29 protein-coding genes are annotated in these 25,337 nt (G+C 72.0%); 14 read left to right on the top strand and 15 right to left on the bottom strand.

The genetic code is table 11. From position 1 onward, the window contains the following. From BLT52_RS11820 to mca, 3 genes are all read right to left on the bottom strand, one after another. Positions 1-1,515 carry an ABC transporter substrate-binding protein gene (locus BLT52_RS11820; protein WP_172804031.1) on the bottom strand — a complete coding sequence of 505 codons (1,515 nt, stop codon included), beginning with the start codon at positions 1,513-1,515 and terminating at the stop codon, positions 1-3. Then, positions 1,512-1,685 (bottom strand): hypothetical protein, encoded by a 174-nt coding sequence (locus BLT52_RS20830; RefSeq protein WP_157677096.1) that lies wholly within the window; start codon positions 1,683-1,685, stop codon positions 1,512-1,514. Before BLT52_RS20830 ends, BLT52_RS11820 begins: the two co-directional genes overlap by 4 nt. A 115-nt stretch (positions 1,686-1,800) precedes the next feature. Then, positions 1,801-2,718, bottom strand: a complete 918-nt coding sequence (gene mca, locus BLT52_RS11815; RefSeq protein ID WP_231946633.1) for a mycothiol conjugate amidase Mca — start codon at positions 2,716-2,718, stop codon at positions 1,801-1,803. Positions 2,719-2,761: 43 nt separating this feature from the next. On the opposite strand from mca, the gene BLT52_RS20825 reads away from it, so the two are divergent. Together BLT52_RS20825 and greA are read left to right on the top strand one after the other, a co-directional pair. Further along, entirely contained in the window at positions 2,762-3,244 is a 483-nt protein-coding gene (locus BLT52_RS20825; RefSeq protein WP_231946282.1) for a DUF4307 domain-containing protein, read from the top strand. A gap of 59 nt (positions 3,245-3,303) precedes the next feature. Next, entirely contained in the window at positions 3,304-3,816 is a 513-nt protein-coding gene (gene greA, locus BLT52_RS11805; RefSeq protein ID WP_090593811.1) for a transcription elongation factor GreA, read from the top strand. A 451-nt stretch (positions 3,817-4,267) separates the two neighbouring features. Here greA and BLT52_RS11800 read toward each other — a convergent pair whose 3' ends face one another. The 3 genes from BLT52_RS11800 to BLT52_RS11790 form a co-directional block, all read right to left on the bottom strand. Continuing rightward, complete coding sequence (locus BLT52_RS11800; RefSeq protein WP_090593809.1) at positions 4,268-4,666, bottom strand: DUF2089 domain-containing protein; 399 nt, start codon at positions 4,664-4,666, stop codon at positions 4,268-4,270. Then, positions 4,663-5,610 (bottom strand): hypothetical protein, encoded by a 948-nt coding sequence (locus BLT52_RS11795; RefSeq protein ID WP_090593806.1) that lies wholly within the window; start codon positions 5,608-5,610, stop codon positions 4,663-4,665. The genes BLT52_RS11800 and BLT52_RS11795 overlap by 4 nt, the downstream gene beginning before the upstream one ends. An 80-nt stretch (positions 5,611-5,690) precedes the next feature. Continuing rightward, the gene (locus BLT52_RS11790) at positions 5,691-6,956 is read right to left on the bottom strand and encodes an AI-2E family transporter (protein WP_157677094.1); all 1,266 of its coding nucleotides are present in this window, start codon (positions 6,954-6,956) and stop codon (positions 5,691-5,693) included. Between the two features lie 55 nt (positions 6,957-7,011). Here BLT52_RS11790 and BLT52_RS11785 point away from each other — a divergent pair, with 55 nt between their 5' ends. Beyond that, a complete protein-coding gene (locus BLT52_RS11785) occupies positions 7,012-7,719 on the top strand; it encodes a uracil-DNA glycosylase (protein ID WP_090596666.1) in 708 nt (235 codons plus the stop codon). Between the two features lie 35 nt (positions 7,720-7,754). Continuing rightward, on the top strand, positions 7,755-8,393 hold the full coding sequence (gene msrA, locus BLT52_RS11780; protein ID WP_090593801.1) for a peptide-methionine (S)-S-oxide reductase MsrA: 639 nt from the start codon (positions 7,755-7,757) through the stop codon (positions 8,391-8,393). 3 nt (positions 8,394-8,396) lie between these two features. Here the strand turns inward: msrA and BLT52_RS11775 are convergent, their stop codons facing one another. Further along, complete coding sequence (locus tag BLT52_RS11775; protein WP_172804030.1) at positions 8,397-8,978, bottom strand: nucleotidyltransferase family protein; 582 nt, start codon at positions 8,976-8,978, stop codon at positions 8,397-8,399. A gap of 18 nt (positions 8,979-8,996) precedes the next feature. On the opposite strand from BLT52_RS11775, the gene BLT52_RS11770 reads away from it, so the two are divergent. Beyond that, positions 8,997-9,761, top strand: a complete 765-nt coding sequence (locus tag BLT52_RS11770) for an endonuclease/exonuclease/phosphatase family protein (protein ID WP_090593798.1) — start codon at positions 8,997-8,999, stop codon at positions 9,759-9,761. 727 nt (positions 9,762-10,488) lie between these two features. On the opposite strand, the gene BLT52_RS11765 is transcribed toward BLT52_RS11770, so the two are convergent. The 4 genes from BLT52_RS11765 to BLT52_RS11750 all read right to left on the bottom strand — a co-directional run bounded on the left by BLT52_RS11765 (position 10,489) and on the right by BLT52_RS11750 (position 14,107). Next, positions 10,489-11,088, bottom strand: coding sequence for a DUF305 domain-containing protein (locus BLT52_RS11765; protein WP_197679017.1), 600 nt, complete (start codon positions 11,086-11,088; stop codon positions 10,489-10,491). A gap of 173 nt (positions 11,089-11,261) precedes the next feature. After that, positions 11,262-11,669: a four-helix bundle copper-binding protein gene (locus tag BLT52_RS11760; RefSeq protein WP_090593794.1), complete on the bottom strand. Its 408-nt coding sequence runs from the start codon at positions 11,667-11,669 to the stop codon at positions 11,262-11,264. 548 nt (positions 11,670-12,217) lie between these two features. Next, a complete protein-coding gene (locus tag BLT52_RS11755) occupies positions 12,218-13,477 on the bottom strand; it encodes a hypothetical protein (RefSeq protein ID WP_157677093.1) in 1,260 nt (419 codons plus the stop codon). 144 nt (positions 13,478-13,621) lie between these two features. Beyond that, entirely contained in the window at positions 13,622-14,107 is a 486-nt protein-coding gene (locus tag BLT52_RS11750) for a RidA family protein (RefSeq protein WP_231946281.1), read from the bottom strand. Between the two features lie 179 nt (positions 14,108-14,286). Between BLT52_RS11750 and BLT52_RS11745 the strand changes: the two genes are divergently transcribed. Further along, a complete protein-coding gene (locus BLT52_RS11745; protein ID WP_090593788.1) occupies positions 14,287-14,796 on the top strand; it encodes a phosphotransferase-like protein in 510 nt (169 codons plus the stop codon). 90 nt (positions 14,797-14,886) lie between these two features. Here BLT52_RS11745 and BLT52_RS11740 read toward each other — a convergent pair whose 3' ends face one another. Then, positions 14,887-15,165 (bottom strand): hypothetical protein, encoded by a 279-nt coding sequence (locus BLT52_RS11740; RefSeq protein WP_157677092.1) that lies wholly within the window; start codon positions 15,163-15,165, stop codon positions 14,887-14,889. A 111-nt stretch (positions 15,166-15,276) separates the two neighbouring features. Between BLT52_RS11740 and BLT52_RS21705 the strand changes: the two genes are divergently transcribed. Together BLT52_RS21705 and BLT52_RS21700 are read left to right on the top strand one after the other, a co-directional pair. After that, positions 15,277-15,576: an amino acid kinase family protein gene (locus BLT52_RS21705; protein WP_197679016.1), complete on the top strand. Its 300-nt coding sequence runs from the start codon at positions 15,277-15,279 to the stop codon at positions 15,574-15,576. Further along, the gene (locus tag BLT52_RS21700; RefSeq protein ID WP_197679015.1) at positions 15,576-16,007 is read left to right on the top strand and encodes an amino acid kinase family protein; all 432 of its coding nucleotides are present in this window, start codon (positions 15,576-15,578) and stop codon (positions 16,005-16,007) included. Before BLT52_RS21705 ends, BLT52_RS21700 begins: the two co-directional genes overlap by 1 nt. Before the next feature lie 544 nt (positions 16,008-16,551). Here BLT52_RS21700 and BLT52_RS11725 read toward each other — a convergent pair. Next, positions 16,552-17,109: a hypothetical protein gene (locus BLT52_RS11725; RefSeq protein WP_157677091.1), complete on the bottom strand. Its 558-nt coding sequence runs from the start codon at positions 17,107-17,109 to the stop codon at positions 16,552-16,554. A 230-nt stretch (positions 17,110-17,339) separates the two neighbouring features. Next, the gene (locus BLT52_RS11720; protein ID WP_090593777.1) at positions 17,340-17,720 is read right to left on the bottom strand and encodes a hypothetical protein; all 381 of its coding nucleotides are present in this window, start codon (positions 17,718-17,720) and stop codon (positions 17,340-17,342) included. A gap of 53 nt (positions 17,721-17,773) precedes the next feature. Between BLT52_RS11720 and BLT52_RS11715 the strand changes: the two genes are divergently transcribed. Further along, positions 17,774-18,553, top strand: coding sequence for a maleylpyruvate isomerase family mycothiol-dependent enzyme (locus BLT52_RS11715; protein WP_090593776.1), 780 nt, complete (start codon positions 17,774-17,776; stop codon positions 18,551-18,553). A 24-nt stretch (positions 18,554-18,577) separates the two neighbouring features. Here BLT52_RS11715 and BLT52_RS11710 read toward each other — a convergent pair whose 3' ends face one another. After that, positions 18,578-19,330, bottom strand: coding sequence for a M50 family metallopeptidase (locus BLT52_RS11710; RefSeq protein WP_231946280.1), 753 nt, complete (start codon positions 19,328-19,330; stop codon positions 18,578-18,580). 79 nt (positions 19,331-19,409) lie between these two features. On the opposite strand from BLT52_RS11710, the gene BLT52_RS11705 reads away from it, so the two are divergent. The 5 genes from BLT52_RS11705 to arfA all read left to right on the top strand — a co-directional run bounded on the left by BLT52_RS11705 (position 19,410) and on the right by arfA (position 25,300). Then, the gene (locus BLT52_RS11705; RefSeq protein WP_090596659.1) at positions 19,410-20,414 is read left to right on the top strand and encodes a LacI family DNA-binding transcriptional regulator; all 1,005 of its coding nucleotides are present in this window, start codon (positions 19,410-19,412) and stop codon (positions 20,412-20,414) included. Between the two features lie 92 nt (positions 20,415-20,506). After that, entirely contained in the window at positions 20,507-21,826 is a 1,320-nt protein-coding gene (locus BLT52_RS11700) for an extracellular solute-binding protein (RefSeq protein WP_090593773.1), read from the top strand. Between the two features lie 46 nt (positions 21,827-21,872). Next, positions 21,873-22,808 carry a carbohydrate ABC transporter permease gene (locus BLT52_RS11695; RefSeq protein WP_090593772.1) on the top strand — a complete coding sequence of 312 codons (936 nt, stop codon included), beginning with the start codon at positions 21,873-21,875 and terminating at the stop codon, positions 22,806-22,808. A 1-nt stretch (position 22,809) separates the two neighbouring features. After that, on the top strand, positions 22,810-23,709 hold the full coding sequence (locus tag BLT52_RS11690) for a carbohydrate ABC transporter permease (RefSeq protein ID WP_090593770.1): 900 nt from the start codon (positions 22,810-22,812) through the stop codon (positions 23,707-23,709). A 58-nt stretch (positions 23,710-23,767) separates the two neighbouring features. Continuing rightward, the gene (gene arfA / locus BLT52_RS11685; protein ID WP_090593768.1) at positions 23,768-25,300 is read left to right on the top strand and encodes an arabinosylfuranosidase ArfA; all 1,533 of its coding nucleotides are present in this window, start codon (positions 23,768-23,770) and stop codon (positions 25,298-25,300) included. Positions 25,301-25,337 lie beyond the last annotated feature (37 nt).

Below are 25,337 nucleotides of genomic sequence, written 5' to 3'. Positions count from 1 at the left end.
TCAGGCCCTCCCGAGCCCGGACAGGTCGAAGGACTCGCTGACCGCGTTCTGCGGCAGCCCGGTGATGCCCTGCTCGGCCACCACCAGGTTGGGCAGCAGGAAGAGCCAGTCCGCCGCAGCGTCCTCGGCCAGCATCCGCGCCGCGGCCCGCATCTCCTCGATCTGCTCGGCCTCGGTGCCGACGTCGGCGGCGTCGAGCCGTTCCACCAGCTCCGGCTCGCCGTAGCGGGTGTAGTAGTCCGGGTCGCCGAAGACGGTGCGCAGGTCGCGCGGCTCGACGTGGGCGATGATCGACAGGTCGTAGTCGGCGTCGGTGTAGACGGTCTGCAGCCAGGCGGCCGGGAACTCCAGGGTGTCCAGCTCGACCTCCAGCCCCACCTGCTCCAGCTGGCTCTTCACCACCTGCCCGCAGGCGACGGCGTAGGGCAGGTTGGGCACCCGCAGCCGCAGCGTCGCCTCCTCCGCCGACGTCCCGGCGAGCAGCTCACGGGCGCGGCCGGGGTCGTGGGGGTAGAGCCCGGTCAGGTCCTCGTACCAGGGGTCGGTGGGCGGCACCATCGAGCCGATCAGCGTCCCGCGCCCGGCCCAGCAGGTGTCGAGCAGGGCCTGGTGGTCGATCGCGTGCTTGATGGCCCGGCGCACGTCGACGTCGTCCAGCGGCGCGCGGGAGCGGTTGAAGGCGAGGACCACCTCGGCGGTGGTGGTGCCCTCGATGACCTGGAAGCGGGGGTCGGAGGTGAACTGCTCCAGCGACTCCGGTGCCTGGACCGTGCCGACCACGTCGATGGTGCCCGACAGCATCGCGTTGTTCAGCGCCGTCGCGTCCTTGAAGTAGCGCAGCACCACCTCGCCGAAGACCGGCGCGCTGCCCCAGTAGGAGGCGTTGCGGGTGAGGGTGATCGAGTCCCCCCGGTTCCAGCGGGTGAAGGTGTAGGGGCCCGTGCCCACCGGCGTGGTGGCCAGGTCGTCGACGCCGGTGCGGGAGAACATCGCCCCGACCCGGGTGGCCATCCGGAACAGCCAGTCGTTGGACGGCTCGGAGAGGGTGACCTCGAGGGTGGTCGGTGAGGTGGCGGTGGCCTCCTCGACGGCGTCCATCGCGCGGGCCAGCGAGGTCGTCCAGCCGGTCTGCACGCGTTCGATGGAGAACACCGCGTCCTCGGCGGTGAAGGGGGCTCCGGTGCTGAAGGTGGCTCCCTCGACCAGCGTGAACGTGTAGGTCAGCCGGTCCTCGCTGACCTCCCAGGACGTGGCGAGCGAGGGCACCAGCGCACCCTCGCCGTCCAGCTTCACCAGGGTCTCGTAGACGTTGTACAGCAGCGCCTGCGGGATGGCGGCCCCGTCGGCGGTGGTGAAGTCCAGGTTGGCCGGCTCGGCCACCAGACCCACGGCCAGCAGGTCGGTGCCGCCCTGCTGCTGCGAGCTGCCCGCCTGGCAGCCGGCCAGGGTCAGCAGCAGCACACCCAGCAGCGCCCCGAGGCCTCGCAGCCGGCGCGGGACCCGGCTCGGCGTCACTGCCGGGTGGTGTCGTCGGGGTCGGGGCTGCTCGGGCTGGCGGGTGACCAGTTGGCGTGCAGCCGGCGCAGCTGACGGCGCATCGCCAGGTAGAGCAGCGTGCAGACGACGGCGAGCAGGACCACCAGCAGCAGCGGGGTCCAGTTCGGCGACAGGGCGATGTCCTCCATGCCGACGACCCTACTCCCGGCCCGCCGTCCGGGCGGCACCGTGGACGTGCCACCGAGGGCGCCGGGCACGGGGCCACCGCGCCGCCGTGGAGGCCCCTCGTGGAGGGGTCGCGGGCTACGGCGCGGGGACCGCGATCCCGGCGAAGAGGTCGTCCTCGAACCCCTCGGCGGGACGCGTCGGGCCGATCCTGCTCCGGGCCAGCTCGTAGTCCTCGGTGGGCCAGACCGCGGTCTGCACGTGCAGCGGCACCGCGAACCAGGCCCCGTCCGGGTCGACCTGGGTGGCGTGGGCCAGCAGCGCCTTGTCCCGGACCGAGAAGTACTCCGCACAGGGCACCCGGGTGGTGATCCGGTCCTGGTGGGCGGGGTCGCGCACCCAGCCGTCCAGCCGCTCGGCGTACGGCGACTCCATCCCGTGGGCCAGCATCGCCTCGTGCAGCGCCATCATCCGGTCGTGGTGGAAGGAGAAGTGGTAGTAGAGCTTGGGGGCCGCCCAGGGCTCGCCGAGCTCGGGGAACGCCTGGGGGTCGGCCGCCGCCTCCCACGCCGCGAGCGTCACCCGGTGGCACATGATGTGGTCCGGGTGCGGGTAGCCACCGTTCTCGTCGTAGGTGGTGATGACGTGCGGGCGCAGCTCGCGGATCAGCGCCACCAGCGGGGCGCAGGACTCCGCCGGGTCGGTCAGCGCGAAGCATCCCTCCGGCAGCGGGGGCAGCGGGTCGCCCTCGGGCAGCCCGGAGTCGACGAAGCCCAGCCAGACCTGGCGGACGCCGAGGATCTCGCGCGCGGCCTCCATCTCGGCCCGGCGGATCTCGGAGATGTTGGCCAGGATGTCGGGACGCTCCATGGCGGGGTTGAGGATGGAGCCGCGCTCCCCGCCCGTGCAGGTGGCCACGACCACCTCGACCCCCTCGGCGACGTACCTCGCCGTGGTGGCCGCGCCCTTGCTCGACTCGTCGTCGGGGTGGGCGTGCACGTGCAGCAGTCGCAGCGGCTCGCCCTGGGCGTCCACCCGGACCGGTCGGTTCTCCAGCACGGCGGACAGGCTAGCGCGCGCCGGGTGGGAGGATGGACCGGTGCCCGAACCCGTCCCGACCTCCGCGAGCACCGACGGACCCGACCCGGCGGCCGCCCGCTCCGCGGCGCACGCCCGACCCGGCCCCACGACGGACGCCGACGCCGAGCGCATCCGGCGCCGCTACCCCCGTTCCCGGCTCAGCACTCCCCCCGCGCTGGTGGCGCTCGCGCTCGCCGCGGTGGTGGCGCTGGCCTGGCTGGTCTGGACGGCCGTGGACCAGTCCGTGCCCCCGGTCAGCGCGCGGGTCGACCGCTACGTGATCTCCGAGCAGCAGGTGGACGTCACCGTCAGCATCCAGCGCGCCGACCCGTCCACGGCGGTGAGCTGCCTGCTGATCGCCCAGGCGCTGAACTTCGAGCGGGTGGGCGAGGTGGAGGTCGAGCTCGGCCCGGGCGGTGAGGCGCTGGTGCAGCAGCTGGTGCCGGTGCGCACCTTCCGCACGGCCGCCGCGGTGAGCTTCGACGGGTGCGAGGTGCTCTGAGCGGAGCCCGGTCGGCGCTGCAGCCGGGCCCGAGCCGCCCCCGCTGCTAGTCTCGTCCGATGGAAAAGACCGACGCGAACACGATCTGGCTGACCCAGGAGGCCCACGACAAGCTCCGGGCCGAGCTGGACCACCTCGTCAACGTGGGTCGTGACGAAGTCACCGCGGCGATCGCCGCCGCCCGTGACGAGGGTGACCTGAAGGAGAACGGCGGCTACCACGCCGCCCGCGAGGAGCAGGGCCAGATGGAGGCCCGGATCCGCCAGCTCACCGACATGCTGCGACGCGCCGAGGTGGGCGACGCCCCCGACGACCCCGACGAGGTCGCCGCCGGCACCCGGATCACCATCGCCTTCGACGGCGACACCTCCGACACCGACACCTTCCTGCTCGGCTCGCGGGAGGTGCTGGGCCTGGACGAGGCCGCCGACGACATCAACGTCTACAGCCCGCAGTCGCCGCTGGGCAGCGCGATCCTCGGCCGCCGCAGGGGCGACGAGGTCACCTACACCGCACCGAACGGCAAGCCGATCTCCGTCACCATCGTGAAGGTCGAGCCCTTCCGGTCCTGACCGGATCCAGGCGCCACGACGCCGCCCGGGCCTCCTGGCCCGGGCGGCGTTCGTCGTCCTGGGGTCGCCCCCGTTCCGCGTCACCCGCGTGCCCCCGCTCCTCCCGGCCCTCCCCCGTGCTGACCCGGGCGGCGAGTCGGCCTGCCCTGGACGGCGAGTGCGGTCAAGGCGTCGCTCCGGCCGGGTACGCGGCGACGATCCGCCCGCACTCGCTGCCGGGAACGGCCGGACGACGCCGACGAGTGCGGCCGCTTCGTCGGCTGCGGCATCGTGCGGCGACGACTCGAGCGCACTCGACGACGGGGACGGGGGCGGTCGGACCGGACGCTCCTCGCCCGGACTGACCGGGGCCGCGAGGGCGTTCACCTCGTCGCTCCTCCGAGCGCACGTCGACGACCCGCCCGCAGTCGGCGCGGTGGCCGGACGGACGGGGTCGAGCGTCCGTGGCTGCTCAGCCGCCGCCGAGCAGCCGCTGGGCCTCGGCGGGGGTGATCTGACCGCTGGCCACGTCGGCCAGGACCTGGTCGCGGTCGACCGCCGGCGCGGTCTGCTCGGTGCCCAGACCGAGCCGGTCCAGCAGCTGCCCGAAGCGCTGCCGGGCCGTCGGGTAGGAGACGCCCAGGTGCTTCTCCACCTCGCGCAGGTTGCCGCGCGAGGCCAGGAACACCGTCAGGGTCTCCAGGTCGTCGCTGCTGAGGGCGCAGAAGCGGCACTGCTCGAAGATCCCCGCGATCTCGGTACCGCAGCCCGGGCAGCCGAGCCGGGTCAGCTGCAGGCTGGAGTCGCAGACCGGGCAGGTGCTCGGTGCCCGGTGGGCGGTCGCGTGGGTGTGGCGTCCCTCCTCGCTCACGCGTCGGCCTTGGCCGTGCCGACCCGGACCTGCGCGTGCCCCATCACGACGCCGACGTCGAGGCGGGCGTTGCCCTCCCCCATCACGACCTCGTCCCCGGCCCCGGAGTGCTGGCCGGACCAGCTCACCTTGCCCAGCTGGGCGTCGGAGTGGATGGTGACGCTGGAGCGGTCGTCGAGCTGGATGTTCAGCGAACCGGACTCGACCCGGATCCGGGAGCGCCCGTTCCGCAGCGTGCCCCGGACGGTGGCCTGACCGGCCTGGACCAGCGCGTCCTCGACCGCGGCGACGTCGAGCAGCTTGGCCCCGCCGGCGGTGACGCGGACGTCGCCGAGGTAGGGCACCTTCTCGGTGCTGAGGCTGCCCGCGGTGACCGAGGCGTCGACGGTAAGGATCGGGTTGACCCGGACCACCAGCTCCTTGCCCAGCCCCAGGGCGCGGACGTCGTCCAGGCTGCGGGGCGGGCGGAGCACGGAGAAGCCGTCGAAGGAGGGGCCGACCTCGCCCTCGCTGGTGATCTCCAGGACGGTGCCGCGGCGGGTCACCACGTTGGGCCCCTCGACCGAGGCGGTGGAGATCTTGCGGTCGCCGATGATGCGCACCCGGCGCCCGACCACCCGCAGGGACACCCGCTCGATGCCGTTGACGCTGCCGCGGGTCGGGCCGGTGCCGTCGTCGGCGGGCTCGGGGTCGCTCGGCTCGGGGTCGGAGGGCTCGTCCGCGGGGACGTCGTCCTCGACCAGCGGCCAGATGCGCTCGGAGCGGTGGGTGGCGTGCTGGGGACGCCCGTGCACGGTGTCGTCGGTGGGCTCGGGGCTGGCGGGCGCCGTCGTGCCGGCGGCGGGCGCGGCGTTGAGGGCGTCGATGCGGCGGGAGGCCTCGGCCGGGGTGATCCGTCCGGCGGCCAGCTCCTCGAGGATGGGACTCAGGTCAGGAGAGGTCATAAACTCGATTGTGAACCCGACCTACCAGAATGGGAAGCCCTCTTGCCACTTGTCAGGGTCGGCTGGGGGGAGGGCCTGACTCAGACGGCGCTCGGCTCCGGCTCCGGCTCGGGCTCCGGCGGCTCGGGCAGCTGGAGCTGGCCGAACTGACCGCCGCGGTTGAGCGTGGTCACGAAGCTCTGGGTGAAGGCCAGCAGCGGGATGGCGATCAGACCGCCGACCACGCCACCGAGGGTGATGCCGACGGCGATGGACAGGATGACCGCCAGCGGGTGCACCGAGACGGCCTTGCCCAGCAGGAAGGGCTGCAGCACGTGGCCCTCGAGCTGCATCACCGCGATGATCCCGACCAGCATGATCAGGGCCGGTACCCAGCCCAGCGCGACCAGCGCCACCGCCACCGCGACGAAGCCGGTGACCAGGGCCCCGACGATGGGTACGAAGGCACCGAGGAAGACCAGGGCGGCCAGCGCCGGGGCCAGCGGCACCCCCAGGAACAGCGCGACGAGGAGCACGCCGACGGCGTCCACCAGGGCCACCAGCACGGTGGCGCGGACGTAGGAGATCAGCGACTGCCAGCCGGTGCGGGCGGCGACGTCGGCCCGTTCGCGCGCCTTGATGGGGACGAGGCGGAGCACCGCGTTCCAGATCCGGTTGCCGTCGTAGAGCAGGAAGAAGAGCGTGAACAGCGCGATGGCCAGACCGGCGAAGAAGTGCCCGATCGCCCCGCCCGCGGCCGTGGCCCACCCGGCGATCACCCCGGTCGACCCCGCTGCCCAGCCGGCGAGCTGGTCCTGCAGGTTGGACAGCTGCGCGGTGTCGACCGGCACCGGGCCGTTCTCCAGCCAGTTCTGGGTGGACTGCAGGATCTCCTCGGCCCCCGCCACCGCCTGCCGTCCCAGCTCGCCGGAGGACTGGACGATCTGCTGCACGATCAGCGTCAGCACGCCCACCACGACCAGGAAACCGCCGACGACGCCGATGGCCACCGCCAGCCCCTTGGGGCAGCCGGCGGCGGTGAGACGCTCGATCAGCGGCTGGAGCAGTGCCGCCAGCAGCAGCGCCACCGCGATCGGCACCGTGACCTCGGAGAAGTACATCAGCACCCAGCCGATGCCGTAGACGCCGGCGGCGATCACGGCCAGCCGCCAGGACCAGCCCGCGGCGACCCGAACCCCGAAGGGGACGGCGCGCTCGAAGTCGCCGGTGCGCTCCTCCCGCGGCGTGGCGGCCCGGGCCTCCAGCACGGCCGGGTCGGCGGCGGCCGCCCGCAGCGCCTCCTGCTCGAGCGCGACCTTCTTGAGGGCGCTCTTGACCGCGGCGCGGTGGTGACGGTTGCTGACCATGCCCCGATCCTCCCAGGTCGGACCCACTGCGGGCCGACATGGCACGATGCCGGTGATGAGCCCGCGCCCGCTGCACGACCTGATCGCCCCTGACTGGGCCGAGGCCCTCGCCCCGGTGGAGACCGACGTCGCCGCCATGGGCGAGTTCCTCCGCGCCGAGCTGGCCGCCGGACGGCCCTACCTGCCGGCCGGGGAGGACGTGCTGCGCGCCTTCCGGCTGCCGCTGGCCGACGTCCGGGTGCTGGTGGTCGGCCAGGACCCCTACCCCACCCCCGGTCACCCGGTCGGGCTGTCGTTCTCGGTGGCCCCGGACGTCCGTCCGGTGCCCCGCAGCCTGGCCAACATCTACACCGAGCTGCAGTCCGACCTCGGGGTGCCACCGGCCGCGCACGGCGACCTGACGCACTGGTTCGAACAGGGGGTGCTGCTGCTCAACCGGGTGCTCACCGTGCGTCCGGGGGAACCCGCCTCGCACCGCGGCAAGGGCTGGGAGAAGGTGACCGGGGTGGCCATCGAGGCCCTGGTCCGCCGTGGCGGACCGCTGGTGGCCCTGCTCTGGGGGCGGGACGCGCAGACGCTGCAGCCGCAGCTGGGCGAGGTCCCGGTGGTGGCCAGCACGCACCCCTCGCCGCTGTCGGCCAGCCGCGGCTTCTTCGGCTCCAGGCCGTTCAGCCGGATCAACGCGCTGCTGGTCGAGCAGGGGGCCGAGCCGATCGACTGGCGGCTGCCGCCCGGGGAATCCTCCGCCCCTCCCGCGCGTTGACCTGCTGACAACCTCACGACCCCGAGGGAGAACCCGTGTTCGAACGCCTCTTCGCCGCCAAGCAGACCCTGGTCGACCCCGACCGCGCCCTTCCCGGCCGTGACACCCCGGTCCTCTCCGAGACGCTGGTGCACGAGGTCCTCGGCACGCCGCTGGACCCGGTACCCGCCGGCTCCGAGGTCGCCTACCTGGGTCTGGGCTGCTTCTGGGGGGCCGAGAAGCTCTACTGGCAGCTGGATGGCGTCACCTCCACCGCGGTGGGCTACCAGGGCGGCTACACCCCGAACCCCACCTACGAGGAGGCGTGCTCCGGACGCACCGGGCACGTCGAGGCGGTCCGGGTGGCATACGACCCGGCCGTGATCTCCTACGCCGAGCTGCTCCGGGTCTTCTTCGAGAACCACGACCCGACCCAGGGCATGCGCCAGGGCAACGACTTCGGCACCCAGTACCGCTCGGCGATCTACACCGCCGACGAGACCCAGGCCGCCACCGCCCTGGCCGTCCGCGACCAGTTCCAGGCCGCCTTCACCGAGAAGGGCTTCGGGGAGATCACCACCGAGATCGCCCCGGCCGGCCCGTTCTACCTGGCCGAGGCCTACCACCAGCAGTACCTGCGCAAGAACCCCAACGGCTACTGCCCCATCCACGCCACCGGGGTCACCTGCAACTGAGGGTCAGCGGGCGGGGCTGATGCCCAGCCGTCCGGTCAGACGCAGGAAGGCGTCGGCGAACGGCTGGTCCTCGGCCTCCCCCTGCAGCCGCGCCCAGTCCAGCTGCTCGCGGACGGCTCGCGCCACCGCGAGGAGCGGTGCGAAGTCGCAGTGGTGCTCCGACAGCGAGTCGAGCTTGGCCGCCATCACGTCGGTCGGGGGCATGACCGGCAGCCGCAGGCCGATCACCTCGTGCTCGGCCGCGGTCCGCAGCGTCTCCCGCTCGACCCGCACCCCGCGCAGGCGGTGCAGCACGTCGACGAGGGCGCCGTCGAGGTAGGCCTTGAACAGCCAGTCCTCCGGCGGGCGGACCACCTCGAAGCCGGCCGCGGTCAGGCAGGCGGCGGCGACCTCGACGTCGTCCTCGGGGACCGCGAAGTCCACGTCGTGCTCGGGCTCGGGCGCTCCGTGCACCCACAACGCGTAACCGCCGGCCAGGGCGAAGGGGACGCCCTCGGCCTTGAGCGCGGAGGCGGCGTGCTTGAGGGCGCGTTGCAGCGGCGGTTCGTCCGAGCCCGGGTCGGTGCCGATCGGGTCGGTGCTCACCGCGGATACCGTCGGGTCATGCGTCTGGCCACGTTTAACATCCTGCACGGTCGCACCCCCGCTGACGACCTGGTGGTCCTGGACCGGCTCCGCGAGGCCGTCCGGACCCTCGATCCCGACGTCCTCGCGCTGCAGGAGGTGGACCGCGACCAGCCCCGATCACACCGGGCCGACCTGACCGCGGTGGCCGCCGAGGCGATGGGAGCGGTCAGCCACCGCTTCGCCGCCGCGCTCACCGGGACCCCGGGTGCCACCTGGATGGCCGCCACCGAGGAGGACGTCCCCGGCCACGCCTCCTACGGCGTGGCCCTGCTCTCCCGCTACCCGGTGCGGAGCTGGCAGGTGCAGCGGCTGCCCCGGATCCGCCCCACCGTGCCGGTGTACCTGCGCGAACCCGGGAAGGTGGTGCTGGTCAAGGAGGAGCCGCGGGCGGTGGTGGTCGGTGAGCTCGAGACCCCCCGTGGGCCGCTGGTGGTGGCCTGCACCCACCTGTCCTTCGTGCCCGGGTGGGGACGCCACCAGCTGTCCCGGCTGCGCCGCGACCTGGCCACGCTCCCCGAGCCGGTGCTGGTGATGGGCGACCTCAACCTGGACGCCCCCGTTCCCCAGCGCCTGACCGGCTGGAGGCCGCTGGCCAGCCACGCGACGTTCCCGCTCGAGGAGCCCACCCGCCAGCTGGACCACATCCTGCTCCGCGGGGACCTCGGGCGGGTGGTGCGCTCCTCTGCCCCTCGGCTGCCGCTCTCGGACCACCGCGCCCTGGTGGTGGAGCTGGCGGACTGACCGGCCCGGGGGGTTGAGGACGTGTTCTCCGCGCGCATCGTCGGCTACTCGATCGATGCCCGGACGAGGACACCCATCGCCGTGGACGCGCCGTGAGTCGGCACGGTGGCAGCATCGCGGTGTCAGGCTGCACGCCCCACTCCGACCGAGGTGGCCCGTTCCGCCCCCATCGAGTTCGAGACCCTCTGCGCAGCCGCTGACGCGGCCTGGACTCCCTCACCAGAAGTGACCACCAGATCTTCAGCAGCCACATCCGATGTGGCACCGTAGTGAGATGGATGGACCCGCAGGGACGTCGTCCCCTGACCAGCAACGCACGGCCGACCCGGGTGCCCGTGGGCTCTCGAACAAGGATCCCGTGACCGCCGCGATCGCCGTCGTCCTCGGCCTCGTCGCCGTCGCCGGCACCCTCTTCTGCCTCGGTTACGCCGCCTGGTGGCTCATCACCTTCTGGGACCCCGCCTAGATCGACGTGCCACGCTCACGCCCACCCCCACGCCGCCTCGTCCACTCCGAAGAGAACCAGCAGTTCCTGCGGGTGGTGGCGAGGCTTGCCTCGGCGCCCGACGTCCTCGGCCCGGACCTCAGCGGCGTCCCGGACATCCCTGCGGGCTGCTCGATGTCCTGGGGCCGAGGCCGGCCGACAGGCGGAGCGGACTCCTCCCGTCCTGGCCGCCCGGGCTCACACACAGTCTCCTGCCGTGACACCGGATGTCGCACGGTGCTGTCAGCGGGTCGGGCAGTCGCGGAGGGCGGCCGCCTCGAACTCGGGCACTGGGCGGCTCTCGGCCTGGGCGACGGTCACCGCCTCCCCGTTACGGCGGATGTCCTCGATCAGCCAGTTCATCTCATCGATCTCCCGTCGCTGCGCCTCGCTGATCTCCAGCGCCAGCTGGCACACCCGGACGTCCTGGATCCCCGCACGCTCGGAGCGGGTGATGGCCAGGGAGTGGTGGGGGATCATCGCCCTCATCCAGCTGACGTCCTGCACCGTCACCTGGCTGCGGTCGAGGAACACCCCGAGGCTCAGCAGCAGCACGCTCGTCACGACGATCGCGATGTTGGCCTTCAGGTTCTTGTACATGTTGAGCATCCAGCCGAGCATGACCAAGCCCATGGTCCCGCCCATGGTGAGCGCCATGAAGAGCCGGCTCTCGCTCCACCGCACGTGCTCCCACTGCCACGTGCCGGCGAACATGGCCCCGTACATGACCACCATCGCGGTGAGGATCATCGCGCCGAACCGCAGGTACATCGCACCCTCCGTCCGGCCGTGCCCAGCCCCCGGCTCCTCGTGCCCGTCCTCGTCGCCGTGCGTGGATGACATCGCTGGTCTCCCTCTCCTCGTCTGGTCAGATGGCCGGGGACGTCCCGGTGGGGCCGTCGCCGCTCGCCCACCACGGGCGCTGCCTCCGCCGCGGCGCCCTTAGGGACGCGTTCACGAAGCAGTTGACGGGCCTGAACGGACCGCCGCTGCCGGCTGCCCCCGCGGCGGAGACGTCACCCCAGGCTGCTGATCAGGTCCTGGCAGGCCTGCTCGCAACGCCGGCACGCCTCCGCGCAGACCCGGCAGTGCTCGTGCATCCTGGCGTGCTGCTCGCACTCGTCCCCGCAGGCTCGGCAGAGCCGGGCGCACGCCTCCAGGACCGCCCGGGTGGTGTCCGCGTCGTGACCGGTGCGCCGCGACAGCACCCGGCCGGTGGTGTCACAGACGTCGGCGCAGTCCAGGTCCGAGCGGATGCACGTGGTCAGGTCGGCCACGGAGTCCTCGCCGAGGCAGGCGTCCGCGCACGCGGTGCAGGCCTGCGCGCACTCGAAGCAGGCCTCGATGCAGGCCAGCAGCTTGTCGCGATCCACCCCTCCCAGGTCCTTCGGGTAGCTGTCGAGCATCTGTCCGGCCAGGCTCATGATCGTTCCTCCCCTGTGGTTGGCGTGAGAAGCACAGGGCTCCTCGGGTTCGCCGTCACCGAGCGCCTACCCGGACCGGGAGCTGTCACACGCGGATCATCGAGGTTTGACGAGGGAGCCGTTCCGCGCGCGGAGGGCGCGTGCGAGGCCGTCGGATCCTCGGTCGTCTGCGGCCCCGACACGGCTGGTGCGCCAGGGCAGGACCCGGTTCGGTGGCCGGCGCCGTGGGGAGGGCGGCCTGGGGGGCCCTCCATGAGGGGGTACGAAGGCCCTGCTCGGTGCAGTGTGCTGCTGGAGAACCGTCGTCACCGACCCGGCTCCAAGGTGCCCAGCACTCGTCGACGTGTCGAAGGTCGTCGACACACCCTGGTCGGAGAACCCGCTCGCGAGGTGTGACCCGCGCCCACGTCAGGTCGCACAACTGGGGCGGCGGTGTCAGGCAGGCGGCCAGTTCCGCATCGCGGCACCGGGGACCCGCCGCACGCCCGCCCCCGGTGCGCGCTGGTGCAGGCGCCTGGAGTACGGCGGTCGTGCGGTGGGCCCCGCGGTCAACCCACCAGCACGGTCCTGACCCGCTCCAGCAGCTCCGGGGTCGGGGTGTGGCTGACGTGCACCGTGCGGAGCGTCTCCCCGTAGGTGAGGACGCCGACCATCTGCTCGCCCTCGAAGTGCGACAGCACCGCCGGACCCCAGAGGGCGCCGATGGCCACCCGACCCGGGGCGACCCCCTTGACGACCCGTCCGAGGTTGCTCACCATCAGGTCCAGGCCCTGGGCGATGTTGAGCTGCTCGGTCGCCGCTGCGTCGTCCAGCCCCATGATCGCCCGGATGCCTGCCGAGACCGCCAGTGCGCCGCCGGGGCTCTTGGCCGTCACCGACGCCTCGGTGATCCTGCTGGCCACCGACCAGGGGCCGCCGGAGAGGTCCGCCCGCGTCAGCACCGGACGCAGGCCGCCGATGTACAGGGCCACGTCCTCATCGGCCGGGACCAGGTCCCGCAGGCTGTAGGGGATGTTGACCCGCAGGTGATCGGCGTCCCCGGCACCGTCGACGACCGCCAGCGCGGCTGCGACCAGGGCACCGTTGACCGAGACGCCGTGCTCCCGGCACCGCCGGTACAGCTCCTCGCTCTCCGTTCGGTCCCAGGCCAGCGACGTCACCCCCGGTGGGGTGCGGTCGACGTGGTGCAGGGGTGATGGGAGCGCGAGCCGTGGGTCGACGGCGTCGCTGCCGCCGGCGGTCGGGGCCGCGCTCGGCGGCTCGAGCTGGTCCAGCAGCGACTCCTGGGCGGCGGGGACCGGACGCGGCTCGAGCACCTGGCCGTTCAGCACCGCCACCACCTCCTCCAGCACCAGCCGCGCGGAGAACCCGTCGGCGATGGTGTGCGACAGCGTCAGCACGAGGTGGTCCGATCCCCGGGGCCCGCGCTGGCCAGCGCCGTCGGGGGCCAGCTGGTCCCCGCTCGACGGGGCGGGGATGAGCACCGTGCGTGCCAGCGGGCCCGCGCCGACCTCGAACGGCGTGGCGAGCTCCAGGCCCACCACCTGCTCCCAGTCGGCGCCGGTCTCGATGCGGGTGCTGATGAGCAGGTCGCTCGGCGCGAAGTACGCCGGCGCCGCTCCCGTCCCGCCCGGGTCGTCGACCACCCGCGCCGAGAGCAGGGGGTGCCGGTGCTGAACGACCCGCAGCGCCGCCTCGAGCCCGGACGTCGTGACGCCCCCGGACAGCTCGGCCACGAGGCAGAAGTGCATCGGCCGCTCACGCGACCACATCTCGTAGGCCCGTTCGAAGGCTCCTAGATCACGCACGTGAGCTCACCTCCACCACGGCCCCGCACAACCCTCAGGGCCAACGGCTGACCGTCCTGCCGGTGCCGCAGGAGGTCCGCTCCACCCGGCCCGGTCTGCCCGACGTCTCGATGCATGTCCTGCCTCTCTGCTGGTGGGGCCGGCTCAGGCCAGGACGGCCGTGGCCTCGATCTCCACGAGGAACTGGGGCGCCCAGAGGGCCTGGACGCCGATGACGGTGATGGGCGGCAGCGGGGAGCTGTACCCGTCGCTCGCCTGGGCCCGGGAGAGGCCCTCGAAGAGCGGGGGCGCCATCTCCTCGGTCCACCCGACGACGTAGATGGTCAGGCGGGCGATGTCGTCGACGGTGCCGCCGGCACCGACCACCCCCGTGACGACGTTGTGCAGCGCGGAGTGGACCTGGCCGGCGAGGTCGGCCGAGCTCGGCTGGCCCCCAGCAGTGACTCCCGCCTGCCCGGCGAGCAGGACCAGGCGGGACCCAGTGGCCACGGCGACGGGGGCGTAGTCGGTCTGCTCGAGCAGGCCGTCGGGGTGGCTCAGGTGCACGGTCATCGGGTTCTCCTGGGTGTGGGGCAGCTCGTCGCTGCGGACGTCGGCGTGCGGTGACGGGTCGGAACCGGACAGGAGCACGTCAGCACCGGGCCGCCTGCAGCCGGTGCCGTCGGACCCGCGTCTGGTCCGTGTCGGTGTGAGTCGACACCCTGTTCCCAGGACCAGGTCAATCCCGTCGCCCGGCATCCCGAGCGTTGCGCGTCGCCCTCAGGGAGCTCACGCAGCGTGGCGTCTGACCGTGTCGTTAGCCTGAGCGGGTGCCCACGCCGATCGTCCTGCTCAACGGTTCACCTTCGGCGGGCAAGACGACCTTGGCCGAGGCGCTGCAGCGTGCCCTGCCTGTACCGGCCTTCCACCTGTCGCTGGACGAGTTCCTGACCGGTATCAGGTCGGAGTTCTGGCTGGCTCCGACGACGCCGCCGCTGTTCTCCCTGATGGTGCGGGCGTACCTGAGATCGATGGGGGCGGTCGCGGACGAGGGGCTGATGGTGATCGCGGAGGCGATCATCCTGCCTAGCACGCGGGAGCTCTACGAGCCCCTGTTCGCCCGGTACGCCGTGACGTTGATCGGCGTCCGATGCCCACTGCCGCTGGCCCAGCAGCGGGAGCTCCGGCGTGGTGACCGCCGCGACGGTCCGGTCGACCTGGACGTCCCCGAGTTCACTGCCGTGCACGAGCAGGACTACCACCTCGAGGTGGACACCTCCGTGGAGTCGACCGAGCGCAGCGTCGACAAGATCCGCGGGCTGCTCGACACCGCCCTCTGACCCGAGAAGCCTCGTCCGCGCAGGGTTCGATACCGCCCGCCAAGAGTGCGGCCCCACGGTCCCGCTGAACGATCCCTGACCGGACCGAGCTCAACGCAACGCGTCGAGCTCTGCGGCCAGCTCGGCGACCTGGGACATCGACGTTCGCCGCACGTATCCGCTGCCGGGTCCGAACCACCGCTCCCAGACGTCGACGACCACCTCGGCGGTGACCGTGCGACCGTCGCGCAGCCGCCCGGCGAGATCGTCGGCTTCGAAGGCGTACTCGTCAGCCGGTGCGCCGACGCTCGACAGGCCCTCCGGGTCCACTCGAGTCAGCACATCGAGGACCGCCGCGAACGGCGGCTGACGATCGGGAGCAGGTGCCACCACCGAAGTATCCGCGATACGACCGCATCTTCTTCTCGGGGGTGCGCGTGTACAGGACGTGGCCGGTGCGCTGTACTGACCTGCAGCCCCGCCTCGACGACAGGACTCGCCATGCCCCGATACCGCAGAGTGGTCGTGAAGCTGAGCGGTGAGGCGCTGGCTGGGGACACAGGTTGGGGGGTTGAACCTGACCGGCTCGCGCACCTGAGCGAGGAGGTCCTCGCCGTCCACGACCTCGGGGTCCAGGTGGCCGTCGTGGTCGGCGGCGGCAACTACTTCCGCGGTCGGATGGCTGAGGGTTGGGGCATCGGACGAGCCGAGGCCGACAACATCGGCATGCTCGGCACCGTCATGAACGCCCTCATGATGCGTGGCGCCCTCACGGCGCGACCAGCGCCGACGTCCGGGTGATGACCGCGGTCCCGATGCAGTCCGTCGCCGAACCGTTCATCCGGCTACGAGCCCTCTCCCACCTGGACCAGGGCAGGATCGTGATCCTGGCCGGCGGGATCGGCCAGCCCTACGTGACCACCGACTACCCCTCGGTCCAGCGCGCGCTCGAGCTGGAGGCCGACGCACTCCTGGTCGCCAAGCGCGACATCGACGCCGTCTACGACAAGGACCCCAACGTCCACCCCGACGCCGTCCCGTTCACCCACCTCACCTACGACGCCGCCATCTCCACAGGCATCAAGGTGATGGACACCAGCGCCTTCGTCCTCGCCGGTGAGCAGGGCCTGACGATGCACGTCTTCGACGTGGCCCAGCAGCAGCTGATGGGGCGCATCTGCCTCGGGGAGAACATCGGGACGCTCATCACCGCCGCCGTCCCGTCCCAGTAGTGATCGTCCACCGCGACATCGGCCGAGCACTCTCCATGCAGTCCCCGTGGTGGGTGACCGCTGACCCGCCATCACGGTCACGCCAGCAGGTTCACCTCCGCTGTTGCGGCGACGCCTGCGCTCTCCAGGACTTGCTCGACCGGGCCACCGCCTCAGTACGCACCCTCGTCGAAGGTGTAGGTCGTCACGTCGGTGATCTCGAGTGCCTCCACTGCCTCGGCCACCTCGCTCCGCGGCTCGCCGCACGGGTCGCGGGGCCGTCGGACGTTGATCGCTCGACCCTCGAGGTCCAGGAGCAGCAGCAGCGTCGGCGGTAGCAGGAGTGGAAGGGCTCGGGACGTCGACGTGGTCCGGCAACAAGTTCGGCGGTTGTGCGCAGCTGGTCAGCACACCCACTGCGAGGAGCAGTCCGCACCGCCGTCTCACCACGGCTGACCTCATGTCGGTGACGCTAGGGCTCGACGTCGCCGACGGTGGTCTCGATCCGGTCACGACCAACCCCGGCAGGACGTGGGCACGACCACGGCCCTGATCGCTGGACGCCTTACGGCTCTACCTGACGGGGCAGAGCTGGAAGCAGGCCGAAGAAGTCAGCAACCCTCTCGGCTACCGATCGGGGTGGCTGCTCATCCGTCCCGATGACCAGGTCGTCGAGGTGGCGCAGGGCCAGCTGCGTGCTCAAGGCGAGGTGCCGTTGGAGGTGCCAGTGCAGCGCTTGGCTCTGGTGCTCGGTGTACCGGCGTCGTAGGCGGGCCTCGGTGACCGTGGCGCTGGCCACGAGCCGGACCGAGCGCACTGGCAGAGCGAAGGCCTGCTCGTACCGCTGGCGGTCTTCCTCAGACGCCATGACGCCGGCCACGACGGGCTGCCGAGGGCCGGTCTGTCGGTAGTTGTTCCAGACCGCGGTCATGTTGGCGGCCTCGGTGAGGACGTTGTCGGGGTCGTCCTGCGACGGTGGCCATGAGCGGTGGTACCAATCGACGTCCATCAGGCTGAAGGGCTGGCCGTGCTCAGCCAGCACGTCTCCGAGGTGGTCCAGGGCCGACGACTTGCCCACCCCGTAGGAGCCGTTCAGGAAGACGACGAAGGTCGGATCAGCCACGCTCCTCATGCTAGGGATCTGGCCGGACGACCTCTGCTGCGGTCCTTCTCTTCCTCGGCCGTCACGCTGGCCGGGCCGAGCGGGTCCAGCGCCAGTGGCACGACCCGCTCGTCGTCACAGCTGCGCATGGTCCGGGCCGCGGCGGACGCCCGTCGCGCGCCCTGGTCCGACTCAGGAGGGAGACCGGAGACCACCTCGGGATCCCTTGCAGCCGAGCCCGGCTGGAGGCGTCACCGGATCCGAGCTGGTGCTGCAGACGCCGCCCGAGGACGGGCCACGTCGTCCGGGGCGTCGACCAGCAGGTGCGCGGCGACGACGTTGACCGCGGTCACCGCCAGCACCGACGGCCACGCGCCGAGCGTCTTCGCCAGCGGGTGGGAGGCGCCGAAGCCGCCGACGTACAGCGCGCCCAGACCCACCGCCACCGCCGGGCCGCGCCGGACGAGGGCCGTCCGGAGGGCCAGGGCGCCGGCGGCAACCAGCACCAGCCCGCCCAGCGGTCGGATGCCGGACTCCCGTGCGGTCAGGTAGCCACCCACCAACCCCAGGGCCAGCACGGGCGCGGTCCGGACCTGCTCAGCCGGCTTGAGGGACGTGCCTGGTGTCGCCATGGTGTCCAGCCTAACTCCGGGCGGCGGCGGCCCCGGGCCCCTACGGTGGTGGCATGGACCAGAGCCTCTACCTGCGTGCCGTCCACGACGAGTCCCTCCGCTTCCGCGACGCCCTGGCCGGCCTCACCGGCACCGAGCCGGTGCCCACCTGCCCGGGCTGGGACGCCGACGACCTGCTGCACCACCTCACCCAGGTCCAGCTCTACTGGGCCCGGGTCCTGGCCGACGGCCTGACCACCGACGACGAGGTGGCCGCCCTGCAGCCGCCGCCGCGGGACGACCACGCCGGTCTGCTGGCCGGCTTCGAGGAGGCCAACCAGGCGCTGGTCGGGGCCGTCCGCGGCACCGCACCGGACGACCACCGCTGGACCTGGGCACCGGAGCAGACCGCGGGGTTCATCCACCGCCGCCAGGCCCACGAGGCGCTGGTGCACCGGGTCGACGCCGAGCTGGCCGCCGGGACGTCCCCCAGCCCGCTGGAGCCGGGGCTCGCCGCCGACGGTGTCGACGAGACGCTGACCGTCATGTTCGGCCAGCCACCGGCCGGCTGCGACTTCACCGCAACCCCCGGTCAGGTGGTGGGCTTCACCGCCGTGGACACCGGCCACCGGTGGCTGCACGTCGTCGGCTCGTTCACCGACCCGAGGGAGGGCACGGTCCCCTGCCTCGACCTCGCCCCCGACGGCGCGGAGGCCACCGCAGAGGTGGCCGGGAGCGCCGCCGACCTGGACCTGTGGCTCTGGCACCGACCCTTCGCCGGCCCGCTGAGCACCAGCGGTGACGCCGCCACCCTGGCCGCGCTGCAGGTGGTCTTGGACGAGCCGCTCAGCTGAACGGCCCCCGCTGGAGGTGCCCGCTCAGCCCCACCAGGCGGCGGTCCACTCCTCCAGCGGGAGCAGCAGCGCGGCACCGAGCACGGTCGCCGCGGAGGTGACCACCAGGAAGAGCAGCTGCCAGACCCGCTCCGGCACCCGGGTCAGCCGGGCCAGCTGACCGGCGTCCGAGCCGGGGTGGCGACCGGAGAGCAGCAGCTCGACCACCGGCCGCGGTGCGGCCAGCAGCAGCACCCAGCAGATCAGGTGGGCCAGCCAGGACAGGTACGTCCCCGGCAGCAGCCAGGTGGCCGCACCCAGGCTGCCGCCCACCACCAGCACCACCAGCAGGCCGTAGAGGTTGCGGACCTGGAGCAGCATCAGGGCCAGCAGCCCCAGCACCACCCACAGGAAGGCCACCGCGCGCCCGGTGCCGAGCACCGCGGCCGTGGCCACCCCGAAGACCGCCGCCGCGGGGTAGCCGGCGAGCAGGGTCACCACCATCCCCGCCCCCCGCGGACGTCCGCGCGAGACCGTCAGCCCGGAGGTGTCGGAGTGCAGCCGGATGCCGCTCAGCCGGCGCCCGGTCAGCACCGCGGCCACCGCGTGCCCGGACTCGTGCACGATGGTCACCAGCATCCGGCTGACGCGCCACAGCGGCCGCGGGACGACCAGCACCGCGGCCACCGCCGCCAGGGCCAGCAGGGTGGTCACCGGGGGCACCGGCTGGGTCCGACCCATCCGGGCCAGCACCTCCTCCAGCACCTCCAGCACCCGTCCCCCGTCCGTCCTGGTCACCGGCCCCTCCGGCCCGACGAGACTAACCACCCCGAGGAGCCCTCGGCTGGCTACACTCCGGGCCGAGGAGGTGCGGCCGGTGCGGGCAACCGTCAAGGACGTGGCCAGGCTCGCCGGTGTCTCACCCAAGACCGTCTCGAACGTGATCACCGGGACGGTGCCGGTCAGCGAGGCGACGAGGACCAGGGTCGAGCAGGCCCTGGCCGAGCTGGACTACGTCCCGAACCTGGCCGCGCGCGGTCTGCGCAACGGGCGCACCGGGGTGATCGCGCTGGCGCTGCCCGACCTCTCCACCACCTTCTCCGCCACGATGGTGCAGGCCTTCGTCCGGGCGGCCAAGCCGCGCGGGTGGAACGTCCTGGTGGAGGAGACCACCGACGCCGAGGGCGAGGCCATGCTGCTCACCCGGGCCCGGGAGCACCAGGTGGACGGGCTGGTGCTGAACCCGGTGCTGCTGGAGTCCTCCGCGGTCCGCCAGACCGGGCCGCTGCCGCCGGTGGTGCTGATCGGCGAGGTGGACCAGCCGGCGGTCGACCACGTCTGGGTGGACAACCCCGCCGCGGTGCGGACCCTGGTCCGCGCGCTGCTGCGCAGCGGACGCCGACGGGTCGCCGTGCTCGGGGTGATGAACACGGCCAGCTCCCAGCTCCGGCTGGCCGGCTACCACCAGGCCCTGCGCGAGGCCGGGCTGGCCCCCGACCCCTGCCTGGAGGTCGCCACCGATGCCTGGAGCATCGAGTTCGGCCACATCGCCATGGCCGGGCTGCTGCGCTCCGCCCACCCGCTCCCCGACGCGGTGGTGTGCTTCACCGACAGCCTGGCCATCGGTGCGGTGGGCGCCCTGCTGCGCGCCGGCGTCCGGGTCCCCGAGGACGTCGCCGTGGCCGGTTACGACGACATCGAGGAGGGCCGCTACGCCTCCCCCTCGCTGTCCACCATCTCCTTCGACCGCCGTGAGGTGGCCGAGGCCGCCCTGGACCTGCTGACCCACCGCATCGGTGACCCCGCCGCCCCGGTCCGGGTGCGGACCGTGGGCCACCGCGTGGTGGCCCGGGAGAGCACCGGCCCCCTCGAGCTCCGCTGACGTCCGGGATGTCGCCCGGCGCTTCCTCTTGACTCTGTCTTACAACGATGGAATCGTCACAGCACCATCATCCACGACGAAGTGGGGAGCCCATGACGAACTCGATCGACGTACCCGTCCCAGCGCCGAGGCTGTCGCGACGACGACTGCTCGGCGCCTCCGCCGTCGCCGGCGCCGGCCTGCTGGGCCTGAGCGGCTGCAGCTCCGGCGGCACCAAGCCCCGGCTGGACTACTGGCACCTGATGAGCGGTGGTGACGGCATCCTGATGGGCGACATGGTCGCCGCCGTCAACGAGCGCAGCGAGTTCGACGCCCAGCAGACCGTGCTGGCCTGGGGCGCGCCGTACTACACCAAGCTGGCGATGGCCTCGGTCGGCGGCCGGGCCCCGGAGCTGGCGATCATGCACCACACCCGGGTGGCCGGCTACGCCCCCGGCGGGCTGCTGGAGCCCTGGGACACCACCGAGCTGGAGCGGCTGGGCATCGGCCCCTCGACCCAGCCGGAGCGGATCTGGGAGAAGGGCACCTACGAGGGCGAGGTCTACTCCGTCGCCATCGACGCCCACCCGTTCATCATGATGGTCAACACCGACATCGCCGACCAGGCCGGCGTCGCCACCCCCGACGGGCTGGTCGAGTTCTCCTCCCCGGAGGAGATGCTCGAGGTCGGGCGCCGGCTGGCCGAGGTCACCGGGCGGACCGGTCTCTCCTACGGGTTCCTGGCCGACGGTGCGCAGATGTGGCGCTTCTTCTACACCCTGTACCGCCAGCAGGGGGCGGAGATGACGCTCAACTCCGGTGAGCCGATGCAGTACGAGATGGACGCCGCGGTCGTCGCCCTGGACACCCTGAAGTCCATGCTGGACGGCACCGTCACCTCCGCCAACGCCAGCATCGACAGCGCCATCGCCGAGTTCGCCAGCGGCACCAGCGGCGTCCTGTTCACCGGCGTCTGGAAGACCCCCACGATGCTCGACGCCGGCATCCCGCTGGCCGCCACCACCATCCCGACGATGTTCACCGAGCCGGCCGCCTACGCCGACTCGCACGCCTTCGTGCTCCCCCGCCAGTCCGTGGTGGATCCTGAGCGCCGGGCGGCGGCCTACGAGTTCGTGGCCAGCATGCTCAAGGACTCCGCCACCTGGGCCCAGGCCGGTCACATCCCCGCCTACCTCCCGGTGGTGGAGAGCGAGGAGTACCAGTCGCTGCCGCAGAGCAGCTACGCCGACGCCACCGAGATCATCAACTACGACCCGCCGGCCTACTTCACCGGCTCCGGCTCGGACTTCCAGACCTACTTCGCCGAGAACGTGCAGAACGCCCTGCTGGGCCGCATCCCCGCCGAGCAGGGGATGCTCGGCTTCGCCGAGCGCATCGACGCGCTCCTGGCCGCCCCGAACCCGGTGGCCTGATGAGCACGCTCCCGGCCCACCCGACCACCCACGGAGGAGGACGACGATGACCACCTCGATCCAGACCACCGAGGCGAACCCCGCGCCTCTGAGGCCCACGACGACCCGCGACGCGCGGAAGCGCCACGACAACCTCGCCGGCTGGGCCTTCGTGGCCCCCTTCACCTTCTTCTTCGTGGCCTTCCTGATCGTGCCGATCGTCTACGGGTTCTGGCAGAGCCTGACCGGGCTCAGCCTCACCGGGGCCAACAACCAGTTCGTCGGCCTCGCGAACTACGCCGAGGCCCTCACCGACCCCGACATGTGGTCCTCGCTGTGGAACACGGTGGTCTTCACCGTGCTCAGCACCGTCCCGCTGGTGGTCATCTCGCTGGTCCTGGCGCTGCTGGTCAACACCGGCATCAAGGGCCAGTGGTTCTGGCGGCTGTCGTTCTTCCTGCCCTACCTGCTGGCCTCGACCGTCGTCGCGCTGTTCTGGAACTGGATGTACAGCCCGGACCTCGGGCTGATCAACGCCGGGCTGGGCGCGATCGGCTTGGAGCCGGTCTCCTGGCTGCAGGACGAGAACACCGCGATGGTGTCGGTCGTCGTCACCACGGTGTGGTGGACGATCGGGTTCAACTTCCTGCTCTACCTCGCCGCGCTGCAGAACATCCCCGCCGCCCAGTACGAGGCGGCGGCCATCGACGGTGCGAGCGGCTGGCGCCAGCTGTTCTCGATCACCATCCCCCAGCTCGGCCCGACCACGGTGCTGATCGTGATCCTGCAGGTGCTGGCCTCGCTGAAGGTCTTCGACCAGATCTACATGATGACCCAGGGCGGTCCGGCCGGGGTCACCCGCTCGATCGTCCAGTACGTCTACCAGACCGGTTTCACCGGCTACCGGCTCGGCTACGCCGCGTCGATCAGCTACATCTTCTTCGCCATCATCATCGTCCTCTCGCTCGTCCAGATGAGGATCGCCGCCCGGAGGAGCAACTGACATGGCCACTCTCACCGCAGACGCGACACCCGACCTGACCGACCGCCGCACCACCACCAGCACCTCGCGCGGACGGGGGCCGTCACCCTGGCGGGCCCTGGCCTTCGTGGCCCTGCTGGTGCTGGCCGTGACCTGGCTGGTGCCCTTCGTGTGGGCGCTGATCACCTCGCTCAAGACCGAGACCGAGGCCGCCGCCACCCCGATCACCCTGATCCCCGAGGCCGGGCTGACCCTGGACGCCTACGTCCGCACCATCGCCGGCGGTCAGCTGCCGCTGTGGGTGGGCAACAGCCTGCTCACCTCGGCGATCATCACCCTCGGCGGGGTGGCCATATCGGCGCTGGCCGGGTACGCCTTCTCCCGGCTGGAGTTCACCGGCAAGAAGGTGCTCTTCTACGCCATCATCGGCTCGATCATCGTGCCCCCGCAGATCCTGCTGGTGCCGCTGTTCGACCAGATGCTGGCGCTCAACCTGATCGACACCTACGCCGCGATCATCCTGCCCCAGCTGGTGCACCCACCGATGGTCTACATCCTCAAGAAGTTCTTCGACGCCGTCCCGATCGAGCTGGAGGAGGCCGCCCGGGTGGACGGCGCGCACCGGCTGCGCGTCTTCTGGTCGGTGGTGCTGCCGCTCTCGCGGCCGATCCTGGCGGCGGTGTCGATCTTCTTGTTCATCGGGGCCTGGAACAACTTCCTGTGGCCCTTCATCGCCGTCAACGACACCAACCTGATGACCCTGCCGGTGGGCCTGCAGACGGTGAAGAGCGCCTACGGCATCCAGTACGCGCAGAACATGGCTGCCGCGATGCTGGCCGCGCTGCCGCTGATCATCGTCTTCCTCTTCTTCCAGCGCCAGATCATCAAGGGCGTCGCCACCACCGGCTTCGGTGGCCAGTGACCCCTCCCCCCGACCTGCCCACCCCCCGAACCGAACAAGAGAGCGAGACCGATCTCCCATGACCCGCGCCCGCATCGTCGTCGACCGCGACTTCACCGCCGGGGAGGTGCCCCGCCGTCTCTTCGGCTCCTTCGTGGAGCACATGGGGCGCTGCGTCTACACCGGCATCTACGAGCCCGGCCACCCCAGTGCCGACGAGGACGGCTTCCGCACCGACGTGCTGGACCTGGTCTCGGAGATGGGCCCCACCGTCATCCGCTACCCCGGTGGCAACTTCGTCTCCGGCTACCGCTGGACCGACGGGATCGGCCCGGTGGAGGACCGCCCGCGCCGCCTGGACGGGGCCTGGCACACCGTCGAGTCCAACCGCTTCGGGCTGCACGAGTTCATGGCCTGGGCCCGCAAGGCCGGGGTGGAGGTGATGGAGGCCATCAACCTCGGCACCGCCGGTGTCGAGGAGGCCCGCGCCCTGGTGGAGTACGCCAACCACCCCGGCGGCACCTACTGGTCGGACCTGCGTCGCAAGAACGGGGCCGAGGAGCCCTTCGACATCCGGCTGTGGTGCCTGGGCAACGAGATGGACGGTCCCTGGCAGATCGGGCACAAGACCGCCACCGAGTACGGCCGGCTGGCCCAGGAGACCGCCAAGGCGATGCGTCTGGTCGACCCGGGTCTGGAGCTGGTGGCCTGCGGCAGCTCCAACTCCGGGATGCCGACCTTCGGCGCCTGGGAGGAGACCGTCCTCACCCACACCTACGAGGAGGTGGACTTCATCTCCCTGCACGCCTACTACCAGGAGCACGACGGCGACGCCGCCAGCTTCCTGGCCTCCTCGGTCGACACCGACCACTTCATCTCCCGGGTGGCCGCCACCGCCGACGCGGTCGGGGCCAAGCTGAAGAGCAAGAAGCAGATCAACCTGTCCTTCGACGAGTGGAACGTCTGGTACCAGCGCGGCCTGGACACCGAGGACCAGCCGCACCGCATCGCCGAGCAGCCGTGGCGGGAGCACCCGCGGGTGATCGAGGACACCTACAACGTCACCGACGCCGTGGTGGTGGGCACCTTGCTCAACAGCCTGCTGCGCCACGGCGACCGGGTCCAGATCGCCAACCAGGCCCAGCTGGTCAACGTGATCGCCCCGATCCGCAGCGAGGAGGGCGGTCCGGCCTGGCGCCAGACGATCTTCCACCCGTTCGCGCGCACCGCGGCCCTGGCCAAGGGCCAGATCCTGCAGACCGTGGTGAGCTCGGACCAGCACGAGACCGCCCGCTTCGGCGACGTGGACACCGTGGACGTCGCCTCCACCTACGACGCCGCCAACGGCCAGGTGGCCCTCTTCCTGGCCAACCGCGGTCTGGACGAGGCCGCCGACGTCGAGGTCGAGCTGCGCGGGCTGGTCGCCGATGAGGGTGCCGTCGCGGAGGTGCTGACCGTGCCCGAGGGTGCGGACCGCCTGACCACCAACGGGCCGGGCCAGGAGGGCGTCGGGCTGCGCGACCTGGAGGTCGGGGTGCAGGACGGCCGGGTCCGGCTGAGCCTGCCCCCGCTGAGCTGGGCCTGCGTGCAGGTCCCGGTCCGCGAGGGCTGAGCGAGCAGACACCGACGGCGCGCCCGGGCTGGTCCCG

Origin of the sequence: Auraticoccus monumenti, assembly GCF_900101785.1 — a bacterium.
In the GTDB taxonomy this organism is placed as follows: Bacteria; Actinomycetota; Actinomycetes; order Propionibacteriales; family Propionibacteriaceae; genus Auraticoccus; species Auraticoccus monumenti.
The sequence above is the reverse complement of the archived record's forward strand: the minus strand, read 5'-3'. Positions and strand labels throughout refer to the sequence as shown.

What these genes read in the sequence shown, in the direction of transcription:
- BLT52_RS20830 (WP_157677096.1), bottom strand. Translation starts at nt 1,685, where the DNA reads ATGGAGGACATCGCCCTGTCGCCGAACTGGACCCCGCTGCTGCTGGTG.
- greA (WP_090593811.1), top strand. Translation starts at nt 3,304, where the DNA reads ATGGAAAAGACCGACGCGAACACGATCTGGCTGACCCAGGAGGCCCAC.
- BLT52_RS11795 (WP_090593806.1), bottom strand. Translation starts at nt 5,610, where the DNA reads ATGACCTCTCCTGACCTGAGTCCCATCCTCGAGGAGCTGGCCGCCGGA.
- BLT52_RS11790 (WP_157677094.1), bottom strand. Translation starts at nt 6,956, where the DNA reads ATGGTCAGCAACCGTCACCACCGCGCCGCGGTCAAGAGCGCCCTCAAG.
- BLT52_RS11785 (WP_090596666.1), top strand. Translation starts at nt 7,012, where the DNA reads ATGAGCCCGCGCCCGCTGCACGACCTGATCGCCCCTGACTGGGCCGAG.
- BLT52_RS11770 (WP_090593798.1), top strand. Translation starts at nt 8,997, where the DNA reads ATGCGTCTGGCCACGTTTAACATCCTGCACGGTCGCACCCCCGCTGAC.
- BLT52_RS11765 (WP_197679017.1), bottom strand. Translation starts at nt 11,088, where the DNA reads ATGTCATCCACGCACGGCGACGAGGACGGGCACGAGGAGCCGGGGGCT.
- BLT52_RS11760 (WP_090593794.1), bottom strand. Translation starts at nt 11,669, where the DNA reads ATGAGCCTGGCCGGACAGATGCTCGACAGCTACCCGAAGGACCTGGGA.
- BLT52_RS21705 (WP_197679016.1), top strand. Translation starts at nt 15,277, where the DNA reads ATGCCCCGATACCGCAGAGTGGTCGTGAAGCTGAGCGGTGAGGCGCTG.
- BLT52_RS21700 (WP_197679015.1), top strand. Translation starts at nt 15,576, where the DNA reads ATGACCGCGGTCCCGATGCAGTCCGTCGCCGAACCGTTCATCCGGCTA.
- BLT52_RS11720 (WP_090593777.1), bottom strand. Translation starts at nt 17,720, where the DNA reads ATGGCGACACCAGGCACGTCCCTCAAGCCGGCTGAGCAGGTCCGGACC.
- BLT52_RS11715 (WP_090593776.1), top strand. Translation starts at nt 17,774, where the DNA reads ATGGACCAGAGCCTCTACCTGCGTGCCGTCCACGACGAGTCCCTCCGC.
- BLT52_RS11700 (WP_090593773.1), top strand. Translation starts at nt 20,507, where the DNA reads ATGACGAACTCGATCGACGTACCCGTCCCAGCGCCGAGGCTGTCGCGA.
- BLT52_RS11695 (WP_090593772.1), top strand. Translation starts at nt 21,873, where the DNA reads ATGACCACCTCGATCCAGACCACCGAGGCGAACCCCGCGCCTCTGAGG.
- BLT52_RS11690 (WP_090593770.1), top strand. Translation starts at nt 22,810, where the DNA reads ATGGCCACTCTCACCGCAGACGCGACACCCGACCTGACCGACCGCCGC.
- arfA (WP_090593768.1), top strand. Translation starts at nt 23,768, where the DNA reads ATGACCCGCGCCCGCATCGTCGTCGACCGCGACTTCACCGCCGGGGAG.